This is a genomic window from Candidatus Woesearchaeota archaeon (assembly GCA_030651135.1).
Taxonomy (GTDB): Archaea; Nanobdellota; Nanobdellia; order Woesearchaeales; family JACPBO01; genus JACPBO01.
The window spans coordinates 48,635-63,780 of record JAUSCS010000013.1 but is presented as its reverse complement, the minus strand read 5'-3'; the positions used below and the strand labels follow the sequence as shown (position 1 = coordinate 63,780).

The 15,146-nt window shown below is 38.4% G+C and carries 20 protein-coding genes and 1 tRNA gene; 14 read left to right on the top strand and 7 right to left on the bottom strand.

The window, feature by feature from the left end; genetic code table 11:
- Window positions 1-31 precede the first annotated feature (31 nt).
- From Q7J54_06890 to Q7J54_06845, 10 genes are all read left to right on the top strand, one after another.
- Complete coding sequence (locus tag Q7J54_06890; GenBank protein ID MDO8741268.1) at window positions 32-475, top strand: RNA-binding domain-containing protein; 444 nt, start codon at window positions 32-34, stop codon at window positions 473-475.
- Between the two features lie 164 nt (window positions 476-639).
- A tRNA-Trp gene (locus tag Q7J54_06885) sits at window positions 640-713 on the top strand.
- A 25-nt stretch (window positions 714-738) separates the two neighbouring features.
- The gene (locus tag Q7J54_06880; protein ID MDO8741267.1) at window positions 739-2,205 is read left to right on the top strand and encodes an anthranilate synthase component I family protein; all 1,467 of its coding nucleotides are present in this window, start codon (window positions 739-741) and stop codon (window positions 2,203-2,205) included.
- Window positions 2,202-2,870 carry an aminodeoxychorismate/anthranilate synthase component II gene (locus Q7J54_06875; GenBank protein MDO8741266.1) on the top strand — a complete coding sequence of 223 codons (669 nt, stop codon included), beginning with the start codon at window positions 2,202-2,204 and terminating at the stop codon, window positions 2,868-2,870. The genes Q7J54_06880 and Q7J54_06875 overlap by 4 nt, the downstream gene beginning before the upstream one ends.
- Entirely contained in the window at window positions 2,852-3,730 is an 879-nt protein-coding gene (locus tag Q7J54_06870) for a radical SAM protein (protein ID MDO8741265.1), read from the top strand. The genes Q7J54_06875 and Q7J54_06870 overlap by 19 nt, the downstream gene beginning before the upstream one ends.
- Window positions 3,731-3,779: 49 nt before the next feature.
- Window positions 3,780-4,868 (top strand): tryptophan--tRNA ligase, encoded by a 1,089-nt coding sequence (gene trpS / locus Q7J54_06865; GenBank protein MDO8741264.1) that lies wholly within the window; start codon window positions 3,780-3,782, stop codon window positions 4,866-4,868.
- Between the two features lie 67 nt (window positions 4,869-4,935).
- Window positions 4,936-5,670, top strand: a complete 735-nt coding sequence (locus Q7J54_06860) for a hypothetical protein (protein MDO8741263.1) — start codon at window positions 4,936-4,938, stop codon at window positions 5,668-5,670.
- A 66-nt stretch (window positions 5,671-5,736) separates the two neighbouring features.
- A complete protein-coding gene (locus tag Q7J54_06855) occupies window positions 5,737-5,976 on the top strand; it encodes a hypothetical protein (protein ID MDO8741262.1) in 240 nt (79 codons plus the stop codon).
- A 47-nt stretch (window positions 5,977-6,023) separates the two neighbouring features.
- Window positions 6,024-6,860, top strand: coding sequence for a 1-acyl-sn-glycerol-3-phosphate acyltransferase (locus tag Q7J54_06850; protein MDO8741261.1), 837 nt, complete (start codon window positions 6,024-6,026; stop codon window positions 6,858-6,860).
- Window positions 6,861-6,918: 58 nt separating this feature from the next.
- Window positions 6,919-7,608 (top strand): isochorismatase family protein, encoded by a 690-nt coding sequence (locus Q7J54_06845; protein MDO8741260.1) that lies wholly within the window; start codon window positions 6,919-6,921, stop codon window positions 7,606-7,608.
- Here Q7J54_06845 and Q7J54_06840 read toward each other — a convergent pair.
- From Q7J54_06840 to Q7J54_06830, 3 genes are all read right to left on the bottom strand, one after another.
- Window positions 7,565-7,981: a hypothetical protein gene (locus Q7J54_06840; protein ID MDO8741259.1), complete on the bottom strand. Its 417-nt coding sequence runs from the start codon at window positions 7,979-7,981 to the stop codon at window positions 7,565-7,567. The genes Q7J54_06845 and Q7J54_06840 overlap by 44 nt on opposite strands.
- A gap of 100 nt (window positions 7,982-8,081) precedes the next feature.
- Window positions 8,082-9,395, bottom strand: coding sequence for a DUF87 domain-containing protein (locus tag Q7J54_06835; protein MDO8741258.1), 1,314 nt, complete (start codon window positions 9,393-9,395; stop codon window positions 8,082-8,084).
- 53 nt (window positions 9,396-9,448) lie between these two features.
- A complete protein-coding gene (locus Q7J54_06830) occupies window positions 9,449-10,327 on the bottom strand; it encodes a hypothetical protein (GenBank protein MDO8741257.1) in 879 nt (292 codons plus the stop codon).
- A gap of 95 nt (window positions 10,328-10,422) precedes the next feature.
- Here Q7J54_06830 and Q7J54_06825 point away from each other — a divergent pair, with 95 nt between their 5' ends.
- From Q7J54_06825 to Q7J54_06810, 4 genes are all read left to right on the top strand, one after another.
- Window positions 10,423-12,114 carry a glutamate--tRNA ligase gene (locus Q7J54_06825; protein ID MDO8741256.1) on the top strand — a complete coding sequence of 564 codons (1,692 nt, stop codon included), beginning with the start codon at window positions 10,423-10,425 and terminating at the stop codon, window positions 12,112-12,114.
- 132 nt (window positions 12,115-12,246) lie between these two features.
- The gene (locus Q7J54_06820; protein MDO8741255.1) at window positions 12,247-12,489 is read left to right on the top strand and encodes a DUF2683 family protein; all 243 of its coding nucleotides are present in this window, start codon (window positions 12,247-12,249) and stop codon (window positions 12,487-12,489) included.
- Window positions 12,482-12,748 (top strand): hypothetical protein, encoded by a 267-nt coding sequence (locus tag Q7J54_06815; GenBank protein MDO8741254.1) that lies wholly within the window; start codon window positions 12,482-12,484, stop codon window positions 12,746-12,748. Before Q7J54_06820 ends, Q7J54_06815 begins: the two co-directional genes overlap by 8 nt.
- A 52-nt stretch (window positions 12,749-12,800) precedes the next feature.
- Window positions 12,801-13,010, top strand: coding sequence for a hypothetical protein (locus tag Q7J54_06810; protein ID MDO8741253.1), 210 nt, complete (start codon window positions 12,801-12,803; stop codon window positions 13,008-13,010).
- Here the strand turns inward: Q7J54_06810 and Q7J54_06805 are convergent.
- The 4 genes from Q7J54_06805 to Q7J54_06790 form a co-directional block, all read right to left on the bottom strand.
- Entirely contained in the window at window positions 12,997-13,509 is a 513-nt protein-coding gene (locus tag Q7J54_06805) for a hypothetical protein (protein ID MDO8741252.1), read from the bottom strand. The two genes, Q7J54_06810 and Q7J54_06805, sit on opposite strands and share 14 nt — an antisense overlap.
- A gap of 2 nt (window positions 13,510-13,511) precedes the next feature.
- Window positions 13,512-13,907, bottom strand: coding sequence for a hypothetical protein (locus tag Q7J54_06800; GenBank protein MDO8741251.1), 396 nt, complete (start codon window positions 13,905-13,907; stop codon window positions 13,512-13,514).
- An 87-nt stretch (window positions 13,908-13,994) separates the two neighbouring features.
- On the bottom strand, window positions 13,995-14,525 hold the full coding sequence (locus Q7J54_06795; protein MDO8741250.1) for a hypothetical protein: 531 nt from the start codon (window positions 14,523-14,525) through the stop codon (window positions 13,995-13,997).
- Window position 14,526: 1 nt separating this feature from the next.
- Entirely contained in the window at window positions 14,527-15,069 is a 543-nt protein-coding gene (locus Q7J54_06790; GenBank protein ID MDO8741249.1) for a hypothetical protein, read from the bottom strand.
- Between the last annotated feature and the right edge of the window lie 77 nt (window positions 15,070-15,146).

Genomic DNA, 15,146 nt, shown 5'->3' with positions numbered 1-15,146 from the left:
TTATTTAAATATATGCTGTTTTTCAATATTGATGAAACTCGCAAACTCAGTCAAAATAAGCGTATTCGCAAAAGAAGAAGACTCTGAGAAGATCTTAAACAAACTTATCTCTTTAGTCCCTTTTAACCTTGAAGAAGAAAAAATAGCATTGAACAAGCAGAATGCTTCTGGCTTTAATGATAAAACAATAAAAATATTTGAAATAACATTAACCAAAGACAGGCACATTAACGGATTTCTGGAATTTCTGAATTCCAAATTAACGCAAGATCAGAAAGAGCTTTTAATACAGCAGGCAGAGCCAAGAACTGATGATGATCTGAACTTTTTCATAAGGCTGGACAAAGAAAAGCTGTTTAATGATGAATTCTGCATAACAGATTCTGGAAACTGCTACCATATAAGAATCAGCCTTGCAGTGTTCCCGAAGAAAAAAGAGAACTCGTTGGCGGTTGTAAAAGAAATATTTAAATAGTAGCTCATATTCCCAATTCATATGACTTATAAGAGTGATTGTCGGTGGAGTTAAGGACTTTTTCTTAGATATAACTATAAACAAAATTATTTCTTCTTGTATCGCTGTCTTTTTAATTTTGCATTGGCGCTAATTTTCTGCATTTCACGCCGAGTTTGCTTCTTGGGGACGTAGTATAACTTGGCTATCACTGCCGGCTCCAGACCGGTAAATTTGGGTTCAAATCCCAACGTCCCCATATAAAATTAATGGAGGAAAAGAAAATGAAAATCAAAGAAAATATTTTACCGTTAAAATACGAGGACCCTTTTGAGGTCTATAAAAGAGTTGTGAATACAGGCAGACATCCATCTTTGTTGATGGAATCGAGATCAGGAAATCCTGCATATGCAAGGAATAACCTTGTTGCGGCAACGCAGGCATTGAAGCTGTCAGGCAAAAACGAGCACTTCAAGATAGAAGCATTGAGTGAAGTGGGCAGAGCCATGTTGCGTTATTTCAGCAAAGAAGACTTCCCATATGCAGCCAACGTAAAAATAACAGAAAACAGTATTGAAGGAATAGTGGAGAGGACATTTGATCCAAACTTGACGGAATTCGAAAGAATCAGGCAGCCAAATATCAGCTACGCAATCAGAACTGTGCTTTCAAAGTTCAAAGACATCCAATATGGATTTGCAGGGCTGTATGGGGCTTTCACATACGATTTCGCAAGAAATTTTGAGAATTTTGGGGATAGGTTCTCAAAAGGAGGAAGTGATGACTTCAAGCTATTCCTGCCTTCAAATATACTACATTTTGATGGCAAGAAAGAGTCAGCAGAACATTTTCAGCTAGAAATCGATGGCAAGAAAGACAGATTATTTAGCGCTGCAATTATGGATTTTAAGCCGCTGCCTTTTGTTGAATATGAAGATATGAGCTTCAATGAGTACGGCGACTTGGTTAAAATAATAGTTGATGAGATAAAAAACGGCCGTCTTATGCAGTGCGTTATCTCGCGCAGTTATGGCGTGTCCTTGCAAAGGCATCCTTTGGAGTCTTATGCAGAGCTGCGCATTATAAACCCATCGCCATACTGTTACTTCTTCGATTTTGCAGATGACGAATATTTATATGGGGCTTCTCCTGAGCTTCACATAAAAGTAGATGGCGCTAAAATTGAAATAAGGCCGATAGCAGGAACAATCAAAAGAGGCGCAAATGCTTTAGAAGATTTCCATGCAAGGCAAAAACTAATAACTGACCCCAAGGAATTAGCTGAGCATAGCATGCTGGTTGATTTAGCCAGGAACGACATCTACAGATTGGCATTGCATAACACAGTTGCAGTTACTGATTTTGGAACAATAGAAACTTACCCTAACTTGTATCATCTGGTAAGCGGAGTTACAGGGCAGTTAAGACCCGGTGTTGATTCTATTGATGCGCTTTTGACAACGCTGCCCGCAGGAACATTATCCGGGGCTCCAAAAAAAGAAGCAATGAAAATGATCGAAGAACTGGAGCATTCAAGAAGAAATTATTATGGCGGTGCTGTTGGGTATCTGTGTTTTAACGGAAATTGCAATACGGGCATAACCATCAGGAGCATTCATGTCATAACTGGCTCGTCTTATGTGCGGACTGGAGGAGGCATAGTGCTGCTTTCTAATCCGCAGAATGAGATAGATGAAATTAAAAAGAAATCAGAGAAAGGCATAGCAGTTCTTGGAGGTAAAAGAAAATGACAAAAATACTTTTTATCGACAATTACGACTCTTTTGCAAACATTATTGCAGCATATTTTGCAAATGCAGGAGCAGATGTAGCTATGCTGAAAAGCGACTCAACAATGTCAGCAATAGCTGGCCAAAAGAAAGATCTGATTGTTTTAGGCCCGGGGCCAAACAGCCCCAAAGAAGCAGGCAATTATCTTGAGATAATCAGGAAATATCATAAAGATGTGCCTTTATTTGGAATATGTCTTGGGCATCAATGCATTATTGATTACTTTAAAGAAAGTGTGCACCCATTAAATGAGCCGGCACATGGAGTTTCTGCATCAATGCGGCATGATGGAAAAACAATCTTTGAGCAAGTAGCAAATCCGGCAATGTTTGCAAGATACCACTCGCTCGGGATATATGCAAATGAAATTCCAAAGCAGTTAGAGATTTCAGCGTGTATGATTCCAAAAGAATTGGAGAAAAAATTGAAAGAGGAAGGAATTTCAATAGAATTAGAGGATTTGGTAAAGCTTAATGCTGTTGTAATGGGAGTGCGCCACAGGCAATATCCAATTGAGGGAGTGCAATTCCACCCGGAGTCTGTTCTTTCAGATAGCGATGGACTAAAATTAATTAAAAATGTCTTGAAATATTTAGGAGGTGAAAAATGCCTAAAGAGATCGTAATAATGGCCAATTCCGAATGCAATATTGGAAATAAATGCAAACATTGCCATATTTCCTATAAAGGGCATAGAAAACCAAAAGAAACTGTAAAATTAGTCGAAGAACTAACTATGCAAGGTTTTCAGGTAATTATTGCCGGAAGTGAGCCTCTCTTAAATTTAAGCTATTTAGCAGCCTATGAAAAAGCAGGCCAAAAATATATCCTTACGAACGGAATTTTACTTCATAAAAATCCGCAAATATTCGATGAATTGCACGAACACGGAATCGAAGAAGTAAAGATGAGCCTGCATTTTGGCATTCAGGAAAATCTTAAGAGTGTTCCAGAGGAAATTGTTGCTAAGGCTGTTCACGAAGCAAAAAGAAGGGGCTTTAAGGTTCAAATATCCACAACAATAAGCCAAAAAAATTACAGGTGCGTTCCAGATGCATGCAAAAGATCGCATGAATTAGGGGCAGATAGCATTAAATTCATCAGATATATAAAATCAGGCAAAGCAATAGAAGACTTTTCTTCATCAGCTATTTCAGAAAACGAAAGAAGAACGTTTTTTGGCCTTATTGATTCTGCACGAGAAATGTATGATAAAGATGCAATTGAGATAAGGCTTCATGGAAATTTTGGGCCTAAAAAAGGAACGAATGGTGAGGAGTTGGCAAAAGCCAATTCTTATTGCCCGGCAGGCAACAGCTTTTTTGTTGTATCTCCGGATAATGCTGTTTATGGATGCCCCTTTTTAATGCAACAGCCAATAGGAAAATTAACTAAATACAGAGTTCATATTGACAGAGAATTATGTAGCGGAAAAAGAGATAAATGCCTTACAGATTATTTATGCGAACCTCAAGAAAAAGTTTAAACAACGAAAATCCAAAACCTTTAAATAACAAAACAACAAGGTGATTGATATGTCAAAAATCATAGACGTCTATGGAAGCGAACTCCCTGAGGACTATTCGAAGATCGTTAAAGACTTCGGACTGGAGCCTTTTGATCCAGACCTATTCCCGGCTCCGAACAGGCTGATGAGGAGGGGCATAGTTTTCGCAGGCAGAGATCTGAACATTATTTCCAAATGCATAAAGGAAAAAAAGCCATTCTATGTGCTGTCAGGCATAATGCCCACAGCTGAGAAGATCCACCTGGGAACAAAGATGGTTGTCGAAAACATCAAGTATTTCCAGGATCACGGAGCAAAAACATTTATTTTAGTTGCAGATTTGGAATCAGCTGCTGCAAGAGGCGTTCCTTTGGAAGAAGCTAAAAAAAGAGCTTTGAATTTCCATATTCCGGCTTACATTGCTCTGGGCTTAGACCCGAAAAAAACAATATTTTATTTTCAGTCAGAAAACAAGGATGTTGTTCATCTGGCTTATGAATTTGCAAAAAAGATTACATTGAATGAATTTACAGCAATATATGGGAATGCAGACCCGGGGAGGATAATGTCTGCTGTTACGCAGGTCGGCGATATTCTTTATCCGCAAATAAAGGAAAGAATGCCCGGCATAATTCCGGTTGGAATTGACCAGGATCCTCACATAAGATTAACGCGGGATATTGTAGCCAGAGTAAAGGAAAAGAAATTCTTTGCGCCATCTTCATTGTACCATAAATTCATGCCCGCATTAGACGGCTCGCTTAAAATGTCAAAATCCAATCCAGACAGCATGATAGAATTGCCTGAAGATGTGAATTCAGCATGCAGAAAAATAAAAAAAGCACTGACTGGCGGCAGGGATACATTGGAAGAACAGAGAAGGCTTGGGGCTGTTATTGAGAAAGACATGGTTTTCGAGTTATTGAAATATCATCTGGTTGAAGATGATAAAGAACTCAAAAAGATCCATGATGACTATAAGTCAGGAAAAATGCTGAGCGGCGAGATAAAAGAGATCGCATGCGAGAAGATGACTGTATTTATGGATGATTTCAATAAAAAACTCGAGAAAGCGAGAAAGCAGGTTAATAGTTTGAAGTTTGTTAAGTTTGAATAAATTCTGCATATGAATGCTCTCAAAGAGCATCAAAAAACTTATAAATAGAACAGAGACTCTTCTTTTTATGTTTGGTATTGCAGATTGGATGTATGCATCAAGAAAACTCCGTAAGGGTTATGTAGAGCCAGAACTGAATTGGGGGCCAGAAATTGTTCATCATAATGGAAAAGAAATTAGCTGGTTTTGTTTTGTGCCTCGCAGTGTTTCTGAAATGCCTCTACTAAGAAAAGGGATTATTCCAAAAGAAGGAAAGGTTTTTGTTTATGCATTATCCTCATTAAATCTTATTAAGCCAAACCCAGAAGAAACAGTAGATAGATTACAGGAAATATATAATGATGCAATCAGAAGAATGAATGAAGAATTAGCAAAAGGATATTCTTTAAGTATGTTTGGCGTAAGTCTTGGCAATGTTCTATCTATCAGGGCTGCTGGAAGCATTAATTCAAAAATCGAAAAATTAGTTTCTATTGTCGGAGGAGGCAGGCTCGGGATATCCGCATGGTATGGTATTTTAACAAGAGATACAGCAAAACAATCTGGATGCAGCTCTTCAGAAGAATATGAAAAGAGACTATCTATATTCAGCCCTATACATTATATTGACGGAATTGTAGCAGATGAAATTTCTATAAGACTCGGAACAAAAGATTTATTGATACCATTCAAATATGGAAAAGAACTAGCTTACGCGCTTATTGAAAGAGGCAAAAAAACAGGCTCTAAGGTAGACTATAAATCTTATATGGGAGCAGACCATTGTGCTGCATTGGTTCTTTCAGCGTTATCAAAAATTTAAATCCTTCACAAAACAAAAGATATAAATACTTAAAAACTAAAAACAGCCAAATAAAGAGGTGATTTTATGGTTGAAGAGAAATCATGGATCCAAAGGCCTATAGCTCCGTTATCAGGCAGCTTCATGGCAGCAAGCATAATAGGGTTTTTCGTTGTTGTGTTCTATTATGAGGCAATTGCAAATGCAATCGGAGAATCGTTCAGCTTCACATTCCTGCTGTTCTTCATACTGCTGTTCATTGCTTCGATCATATCAATGACTTACGGCCCGAGCGAAGCAGAATTGAAGATGGACAGGGTAAAGTAACTGCAAATAGAAAAAATTTTAAATCGGCCTTTATTCTTCTGTTTTTAATGCCAGGCAATAAAAGCGATTTATCTGAAATAGCCCGCCAGTATGATGCCTCTTTTTATGCCAGGCAGGAAGGCAAAGTAAGGCGGCTCATAAATTGTTATATAAAAGAATTCAAAATAAGCGGGCTTGAAAATATCAAAAGCATGAAAGATTCTGCAAAGATCTACATGTCAAATCACAGGAGCCACCTGGATTATTCAATCATTGCTTCAATTCTTTACCGAAATAAGTTTAAGCCACCTGCAATAGGAGCAGGCAACAACATGTTTGTTTGGCCGCTTGGAAATTATATAAAGAAACTGAAAGCATTCCCGATAAAAAGAACCAATGATGACTTCAAAACAAGAAAAGATAAGCTAAGGGATTTAGAAGAGCTCTACGATTATGTAAAAAATGATCTTATTCTTAAAGGCGAAGACATCCTGCTTTTCCCAGAAGGAGGAAGATCTTATAATGGCGAAATGGGCAAGATCGGCGGCGGGCAGATGATTTTCATAAGATCGATACTTGACGCGCAGGATGGGCTTGAAGAGCCGATAAACATAGTCCCTGTAGGCATAAAGTACGATTTCGTGCAGGAGAAGGCTTTTTTTCAATTGTTGAAAAAATCAAGGGAAATAAAAAACAAAAGCCTGAGTAAGATTTTATATTATGGAGCAGACATAGGCGCATTTGCTGTTGGGATGGTGAAGGGGGCTTTTGGCATAAAAAGCGATGTTTATGTTAATTTTGGAAATCCGATAAATGTAAGGGATTTTTTGATCCAAAGCAATTCCAACCCCAGAAGAGAGCTGGCAGATTTGGTGATGAAAGAAATTAATAAATTAGTTAAATAAGAGGGACTAAAAGACCATAAATAATTTAAATCAAGGCGTATTCTTCTGTTCAGAATATATGATGAAACTAGTTGGGGGATTGAGACATGCCAGAAGGGCAGCCAGCCGCATAATAGCGCCAGCGCTCTTGTTTTTAGCTGCAGCTGTCTGCAGCGGAGAAGAAATCACACAGGTAAAACCATCTTACACGGCTCCTGAAAACACTGAAGGTTACACTCTTGTTATTGTTGATTTCAAGGCGCCTGAGCAATTGGAAGATACAGTAAGGATCGGTTATATTATCAATAAAACAATTGAAAAAAATATGCCCGTGGTTACTGTAGAATCGCCGCCATATTATGTGACTAATGAGCCTTACAGGAGTAAATTAGAAAAATATCCTGGCAATGCCTTTCTGAAAAAGGGGAAAGAGGGCGATACTTTCATCAATACAGACTTAGAAACTCTTCTTCAGCAACATGGGCACAAAAACATAATTGTTGTAGGGGCAATCATGGAAATTTGTGTTTCAGATACTGCTAAAGGCGCAATTAAGAGAGGGTATAATGTGTTCATGTCTGATGAAACATCCATAGACAGTCAAGACAGCTCAATTATTACATTGCCTAATGGACGTTCTTATCTTTATCGCGTAACAGCCAACAGCCCATTATCAAACACAACCATCAGTAAATATAAGAACATACCGATGTGGGACCGTTCTTCTAGTCTTGATCTCGAACGCGTGTTGAATTTAGTAAATAAGTAACAATAATCTCAACAGGAGACCTCTGAAAAGGCATGACTTTTCCCTGGCGCTCTCCTTCCAGAAGGTATTTGCCGTAAAAGTAAGTAAAAGCAACCAGTGTTGTAACTCCTGCAACAGCTGAGCTTATCAGGAACTGCTTGGCCTCAACAGGGAAATTATACTGCTTAGCATGCTCTGCTCCTGCTAAAAACAATGTCTCGCTCATAGCAAAAACAGAATACAGTATCATTGCAGCAGGAGAGATAATTCCCCTTGCAAATGGCTTTATAAATCCGTCTCTGAGTTTCAGCTCGTACTTTCGGCTTTCAGGATCATCAATGATTTTCGTTAAACCATCTGGCTTTTCATCGTCTTTCTGTAATATGGATTCCATTTTTCCCCATCACTTTTTATGCAAAAATATGACTTTATTTACTTTGGAGTAGTGTTAATTATATTTAAGCCTTTCGGTTTTAGAACTCTTCAGATATGCATCAGAATATCTTCTTCTCTTCCTTTATAGCCTGAGGTGCAGATCCGCCATGCCATGTGAACCTTGGCCTTATCTTCATCGGGTAGATCCTTTCATTGCTGTCATCAACAACAATGGCGGATCCCTGCACTCTGGGCAGGTCATTAAGAAATTTATCAAGGCCTTCTCTCATATAGCTCTGCATCAATGTTCCAAGGGCATCCACATCAATCTTCGCAGTTACCCTGTGGCTTATTATTATGTCTGCCTGCGTCATCACATCTGTATGAATCTTGCCGGGCTGCTGAGAAGCAAGAATCAATGAAATTCCGGGCTGCCTTCCTTCTCTCAATATTGTAATAAGAGGGTCAGTTGCAACTGTTTTGCCTGTATTCGGCAGAAATTCATGCGCTTCATCAATCACAAGCCACACAAGCGGCATCTCTGCTTTTTCCTCTTCCTCGCTGAACAAATGCATTGCTTTGTGTATTGACTTGTACTCTTCGCCTCTTCTGTAAGTCATTCTCTGTATAAACAAATTCTGCGCAACCAGGCCGATAACCAATGATTTTATATTCCAGCTGCCTGGAACTGTTGCATAGCAGCTTACATCCAAGATGCTGACTCTGCCTGCAATTGCAAGATCCTTTAAAGGAGTTCCTTCCTCGCTGAACAATCCCCATTCTTCGGCATTCATAAAACGGTTCATTGCAGCGTATCTCTCATTCAAGTCACTTTCATCGTCTTCTTTTATCTTCTGTATGATGTCTTTCAGCGAATAGTTCTCTTTTTCCTTTCCAAGCAAATTTATATTGCGCTCTATTATCACGCCGATTGGATCTGTTGTTTTAATTTCAAACACAGTGCACCAGTCAACTGAGCTTAGTTCAGAAGGCTTTATCGAAAAAGGCGCATCTGTCGGAATGCCTTTTTCCTTGTATTCTTTGTAGAAGCCAACTGGCGTGAAAATCTGCACATCCAGGCTTTTGGCTTCAATGCCCCATTCCTTAAGCAGCCCTTCATCCTGCTGATTAGGATATTTCATTGTCCAGTAAATTCCCATTGTGTCAAGCATTATTATGCTCAGATTCTGCCTTACTTCCTGAGGCATGTCAGATATGCCTTCTGCAATGACGCCCATGGTGTACGACTTTCCGCCACCGCGTTTGCCGCATACAAAAACAATGTGGCTCCTTGCAACATCAAGATAAATGGGATTTGATAATGATGTCAATTGTCCCATCTTGACATACTGCTTTCCGAGAAATACAGTTCCCTTTAAGCCAAAGTGTTTTTTATCCTCCTCGCTTCTTCCAAGAACAACATCATAGGGCATATATACACTCAAAAAACCTTAATATAAATATTTATCGAAAAAACAGCTTGCTATTAAGCGCTCTCGTACATCACATAAGCAGATTCCCTGTCTTTTACCAACTGCAATGGAATGCAGTAGAATTTACGCAGCCCTTCTTCTCTCGGAAGCATAACATGAACAGCTGCAAATCTGTAAACAAGGCCGGTGCGCAGCATTTTATAATTGAATTTCGTCTCAAGCTTGTGATTCATATCTTCAGGCTTTACATATCCAATATAGCCAAATTCCCTGAATTGCTGTATCTCAAAATCATGCTCGCCTGATCCCTTATACTCGGTTAATATTGCATTAAAGCCGTCACCTCTTTCAACCCTTTTCCGCTCGATTTCATCATTGCCCCTCAAAATATAATAAACATCATCTGTTCCTGGTTTTTTTGCAGGAAGCCACATTTCTCTGAATTTTTCAGGCACTTCTGTTAAAAATTTAGTTCCTTTTCTGTAATGCGTATGCTTAACGCCGCTCAGTTCTTCCCTCAAAATCCTGGCGTAAAATAGGTGTCCGATATTTTTTATTTTTTGATCTTTTAAAATAGCTGTGATTTCAAATCTGAATCTGCAAAAATCAAATAAAGAGATATTCGATGGCAAATTCTTTAAATCCACAAATCCCATCTTTCCTCTGCTTATGAATTCAAAAATCCCATATGTCTTGCCTTTTTTATTAAGGTCTGCGCTTAAATTTTCTCGAGCCAATATTGCATCCAGAGGCGCAATTAACTTTCCATCCTCAGCCATTGGCTGCGCTATGCCGAAAAATTGATCTCCTGCTTCCAGTTTGGAATCCCCGCCCATATCAATCTCAAGAATTTGATAGTTTTCCAGTATTTTTTCTATTGTGCTCTTCTGCACTTCAGGTTTTTCACTTCCCCCAACTGCTTCAGAATCCATTTTGATATCGGTAATGAGCTGTTATTTAATAATTTTTCCAAGCTGAGCAGAGTTTTATAGCAAACTTTAAATACATCTATAAAAACAAAAACACTATGGATATAAAGCAATCAGTCTACAAATACGCGCTTCAAAACGCCCTTAAATTTGATGGAAAAGCGAATCAGGGCGCTGTAATTGGGAAAGTTCTTGCAGAGCACCCTACATTTAAGTCAAAAGTAAAGGAAATAGCGAAGGAAGCTTCCGAGGCTATAAAAAAGATCAGCAAAATGAGCCTGGATAAAATAAGAGAAGAGCTTGAAGTCCTTGCCCCTGAATTATTGGAAAAGAAAGAGCATGAGAAAAAAGGGCTGCATGACCTTGAAAAAGCAGAAACAGGCAAAGTTGTTATGCGCCTTGCCCCTTATCCGTCCGGGCCGCTGCACATCGGCAATGCAAGGCCGGCAATACTTAATGACGAGTATGTGAAGAAATACGATGGAAAATTACTGATGATCATTGACGACACAATTGGTTCGGAAGAAAAGCAATTGATTAAAGAAGCATTTGACCTCATCCCTGAAGGACTGAGATGGCTCGGTGTTGAGTTTGAGCCGAGCATAATCTACAAGTCAGACAGATTGGCTATTTACTACAAATACGCAGAAGAATTGATTAAAAAGGACAAAGCATATGTCTGCCTTTGCGCAGCAGAAGAATTAAGGAAGAACAGGGAAAATCAAAAAGACTGCGAACACAGAAAATCATCTGTGCAGGAAACCCTTAAAGAATGGAAAAACATGCTTACAAAATACAAAGAAGGAGAGGCGGTTTTAAGGCTGAAGACATCAATGCAGCATCCAAATCCCGCATTCAGGGACAGGGTTTTATTCAGAATCTGCGAAAGAGAGCATCCCAAAGTTGGAAAGAAGTACAAAGTCTGGCCAATGCTCGAATTATCCTGGGGCATAGATGACCATCTTCTGGGCATAACCCACGTCATAAGAGGAAAAGAATTAATGATGGAAAGCGAAATGGAAAAATTCATATGGGACATTTTTGGCTGGCAGCATCCTGTCCTGATACATACAGGATTATTGAGGTTGGAGGGAGTGAAGATAAGCAAATCAAAGTCCAGCAAGGAAGTTTTGTCTGGAGAATATAAAGGGTGGGATGACCCCAGAACATGGAGTTTGCAGTCTTTAAAAAGAAGGGGCATAAAGCCGGAAGCAATAAGAAAGTTTATTTTAAGCTTCGGATTAACGCAGACTGAAATTACTGTGCCGGTTGATATTCTTTATTCTGAAAATAGGAAGCTGATTGAAAAAGAAGCAAACAGGTACTTTTTTGTGGAAGATCCCAAAGAAATAAAGATAGAAAAAGCGCCGATACAAGTCTGCGAGCTTGACCTGCATCCAGATTTCAAGGAAAGGGGTGTGAGGGAATTTGATGCTTTTAATAAATTTTATATTGCGAACGGTGATTTAAAGCAATTAAATGATAATAAGCTTTACAGGCTGATGGACTGCCTGAATTTTAAAAAGGTAAAAGACAAGTTTGTTTTTGAGTCATTGGAATACGAAAAATACAAGGATAAAGGTGACAGGATAATGCACTGGCTGCCTGCCGGGGAAGAGCTGGCCAATGTAGAAATTCTCATGGATGATGGATCAATCAAAAAAGGCCTTGCAGAAAAATCAGTAAAGGATCTTAGTGAAGGCACAATTGTGCAGTTTGAGAGGTTTGCGTTCTGCAGGCTTGACAAGAAAGAAAAAGATAAGATTGTGTTTTGGTTTGCGCATAAATAACGAAAATTTGCTAATTTTCGGAATTGAAAATTGTTGGACTACGTCAGAGATATCAAATGCCAACAATTTTCAATAATTCTAAAAGCAAAACATTTATATACTTGACATATATATCAAGTATAGGTGATGTATATGGTGCAAGCAATGATCCAAATTTCGGAAAGTGTAAACCAGATATTAAATATTGTAAAAGCAAGGTATAACCTTAAAGACAAATCCGAGGCTATAGAAAAGGTTGTAGCGGATTATGGAGAGGATCTTCTGGAGCCTGAACTAAGGCCTGAATTCATAGAAAGACTTCAAAAAATAAAGAAACAAAAAGGAATTCACTTCAAAAGCATCAAAGAATTAAGAGAGCATATAGAAAATGCGTGAATTTGAGATTAAGCCAGAACTAGATAAGAAACTGGTTAAATTATCAAAGAAGGACAAGAAGGCTTATGAAGCAGTAATGAAGAAAATTGATGAAGTTCTTGATTCTTCTGATGTAGAGCATTATAAAAACTTAAGATATAATATGAAAGACTCAAAGAGAGTCCACATTGGGCATTTTGTCCTGGTTTTTAGCTACGACAAATCAAAAGATTTTGTTTCTTTTGAGGATTATGACCATCACGATAATATTTACCTTTGAGAATAAAAACATATTTAAAGAGGTAAAATAAATCAAATAAAAGGCGATCATTATGACTGAAATCGTTGTCAAAACAAAAATAAAGGAAGTTGCTGACAAATTCGCAAAGGAAATGCAGAAGGAAGGCGCTAAAAAAGCAATAATAAACATTTCAGTTGACTATGCCCCTGCACTGAGCGCAAAAGTCGAGCAGCTGATCACAGACTCATGCAGAAGGGCAAGAGCCAACGGCCGCAACACAGTGATGGCTAAGGATGTTTGAGCGCCAAAACATTTGCTAATCCATCTATCCCGGAAGCAGGAATATAATTATCCACCCTTATCTCAACACCAATCACTAAATCGCTGATTAATGAAAAAACCAAATCCTCTGATCTGACAGCTCTTTTATGAGTGGTTTTGTATGCCCCATCGCGCGATAAGGCAGCCTTTAAATTATCGCATAAATGATTTGTCCAGCTATTGTCCCATTCGCTAATATCCAGACTATATTGCCTGCAATACTGCCTTTTTGCCATCTGTGTAACAACAAAATCATTTCCATTGTACCTGACTGAAATGAAGCTGCAGGCGTCTTTGATCATCTCAGGATGTCTTTGATTTTTCCTGAATGTATAACCCAGTAATCTTTCCAGTTCGCACCTCAACAGATATGTGTGCCCAGGATACTTAATGACTTTATGAACTGACTCTAAGCTACATCCTGATTTTAAAAGGCGGTGTGCTTTGCTTAGTCTAAGATATAATTTATTCGTTGTCATCTTTAATTTACCTTGATTTCTATATCTTCAATCTCATGCGCTCCAAATTCAGTTTCGTCTAAGCATATGGTTTCATTTCCCTCATAAAACCATCTATCACAGTAAATTGTTACGATGAATATAGACTTTTGCGTCTTTATCATGCCCATCCTTTTGAATATTCCATATGCGTTTATTGATGGCGATTTCCCATCAGGCTGTAAAACCATTTTTATTTCTTTATCAACAAGTCCCATAGTCCCTTCATATTTCCTAAGTAAGTCATCCATTTTTGAGTCAAAGACTATAATCTTTTTAGCATATTCAAATGCAGCTTTTGGTTCAATGCCGGCAAGCCGGCCATACAAGTCACTAACCAGGTCATTTAGCTTATTTTTCAGTTGTTCTTCAGTGCCCATTTTAGTAAATTTCCTTTTGCAGTCATTGTAACTTAAACCTATCAGAACTTTTTTAACACTAAATTGGCATTTTATTTATAAACCTTTCTAACTGCTTTGCAGCGCTTTAATTTTTTTCTTTACCTGCTCAATCCTTGCTTTTATCAAATCTAATTTCTTCTTGTTCTTCTCCCTGCCCTTTATTTTATGGTAATTTCTTTCAAGCGCCCTTAACAATGACCTTAATTCAGCAGTTTCCTGCATTGCAAACTCTTCTTCAGCGGATATTTTTTCTCTTTGTTTTTTCTCATTAATGTCATGATGGAGTTTCAATTCATTCTCTAAAAAAGCAATTCTGTCTTTTAATTGATTTACAACAGCAGAATCCTTTTGCTGGTTGTAAAGAACACTTTTTTCCTTTTCAACCACGTCAAATATCTTGTTTTCAAGTTTTTTCAATTCTGTTAAGAATATTGGCTTTTCTTTCACAGTTTTTAATTTTGAAATATGCCTTTTTAAGTCCTCTCTTGATCTCTCCCTTTCCTTTATCTTAGCTCCTGCTTTGTACAAATGCCTGAGAAAATGCTTTATTCTCGACTTATTTATGCTTCCTGCATTTAATGCTTCATCAGAATTCATCTTAGAATCCAAATGGCCTTTTCTTTTGCTGCCCAAAACTTGGCGGCGGAGGAAGGTTTGAAATATCCATTGGCCTTGGAGCCTGTGGCGCTTGGCTTCCAAACGACGATTCCCTGAATGAAGGGCTGAAAGCCGGCAATTCTTCTGACTCAATATTCATTCTTGGAATTGGCGGCGGAGGCACCTGAGGCCTAGATCCTCCCTGCTTTGAAATAAAATCCTCGATCATATCTGAAATTGAAACCAAGCCTTCTGCAATCAATTTATTCTGCTCAATAACCTTATCGAGCTTATCCAGAATAGGGTCAATCTTCCTTACAGCAAGATCCTGGTCTTTGTCCTCTAATCTCATCTCATCAGTTGCAGACTTGAAAAGCTCCAGCAGGCCGCCAACTGATTTGTTAAGGTCATTCACAGAATTCATCAGATCCTTGCCAGAAGGCGCATTTATTATCGGGTTTTGCTTGATCTCATCAACCTGCCTCTTAAGATTCATCAGCTCGCGATGCGGCATAAGATCATAATCTTCATTTTCTTCAGCCATGCTAAACACCTCTTTTTTGCGTATAAGCTAAAATATGATTAATACAAATTAAAAGGTAAATGTATATAAATGTTTCT

What these genes read in the sequence shown, in the direction of transcription:
- Q7J54_06800 (MDO8741251.1), bottom strand. Translation starts at nt 13,907, where the DNA reads ATGGGCACTGAAGAACAACTGAAAAATAAGCTAAATGACCTGGTTAGT.
- Q7J54_06820 (MDO8741255.1), top strand. Translation starts at nt 12,247, where the DNA reads ATGGTGCAAGCAATGATCCAAATTTCGGAAAGTGTAAACCAGATATTA.
- Q7J54_06790 (MDO8741249.1), bottom strand. Translation starts at nt 15,069, where the DNA reads ATGGCTGAAGAAAATGAAGATTATGATCTTATGCCGCATCGCGAGCTG.
- Q7J54_06860 (MDO8741263.1), top strand. Translation starts at nt 4,936, where the DNA reads ATGTTTGGTATTGCAGATTGGATGTATGCATCAAGAAAACTCCGTAAG.
- Q7J54_06815 (MDO8741254.1), top strand. Translation starts at nt 12,482, where the DNA reads ATGCGTGAATTTGAGATTAAGCCAGAACTAGATAAGAAACTGGTTAAA.
- Q7J54_06805 (MDO8741252.1), bottom strand. Translation starts at nt 13,509, where the DNA reads ATGACAACGAATAAATTATATCTTAGACTAAGCAAAGCACACCGCCTT.
- Q7J54_06855 (MDO8741262.1), top strand. Translation starts at nt 5,737, where the DNA reads ATGGTTGAAGAGAAATCATGGATCCAAAGGCCTATAGCTCCGTTATCA.
- trpS (MDO8741264.1), top strand. Translation starts at nt 3,780, where the DNA reads ATGTCAAAAATCATAGACGTCTATGGAAGCGAACTCCCTGAGGACTAT.
- Q7J54_06810 (MDO8741253.1), top strand. Translation starts at nt 12,801, where the DNA reads ATGACTGAAATCGTTGTCAAAACAAAAATAAAGGAAGTTGCTGACAAA.
- Q7J54_06845 (MDO8741260.1), top strand. Translation starts at nt 6,919, where the DNA reads ATGATGAAACTAGTTGGGGGATTGAGACATGCCAGAAGGGCAGCCAGC.
- Q7J54_06830 (MDO8741257.1), bottom strand. Translation starts at nt 10,327, where the DNA reads ATGGATTCTGAAGCAGTTGGGGGAAGTGAAAAACCTGAAGTGCAGAAG.
- Q7J54_06840 (MDO8741259.1), bottom strand. Translation starts at nt 7,981, where the DNA reads ATGGAATCCATATTACAGAAAGACGATGAAAAGCCAGATGGTTTAACG.
- Q7J54_06870 (MDO8741265.1), top strand. Translation starts at nt 2,852, where the DNA reads ATGCCTAAAGAGATCGTAATAATGGCCAATTCCGAATGCAATATTGGA.
- Q7J54_06875 (MDO8741266.1), top strand. Translation starts at nt 2,202, where the DNA reads ATGACAAAAATACTTTTTATCGACAATTACGACTCTTTTGCAAACATT.
- Q7J54_06880 (MDO8741267.1), top strand. Translation starts at nt 739, where the DNA reads ATGAAAATCAAAGAAAATATTTTACCGTTAAAATACGAGGACCCTTTT.
- Q7J54_06850 (MDO8741261.1), top strand. Translation starts at nt 6,024, where the DNA reads ATGCCAGGCAATAAAAGCGATTTATCTGAAATAGCCCGCCAGTATGAT.
- Q7J54_06825 (MDO8741256.1), top strand. Translation starts at nt 10,423, where the DNA reads ATGGATATAAAGCAATCAGTCTACAAATACGCGCTTCAAAACGCCCTT.
- Q7J54_06795 (MDO8741250.1), bottom strand. Translation starts at nt 14,525, where the DNA reads ATGAATTCTGATGAAGCATTAAATGCAGGAAGCATAAATAAGTCGAGA.
- Q7J54_06835 (MDO8741258.1), bottom strand. Translation starts at nt 9,395, where the DNA reads ATGCCCTATGATGTTGTTCTTGGAAGAAGCGAGGAGGATAAAAAACAC.
- Q7J54_06890 (MDO8741268.1), top strand. Translation starts at nt 32, where the DNA reads ATGAAACTCGCAAACTCAGTCAAAATAAGCGTATTCGCAAAAGAAGAA.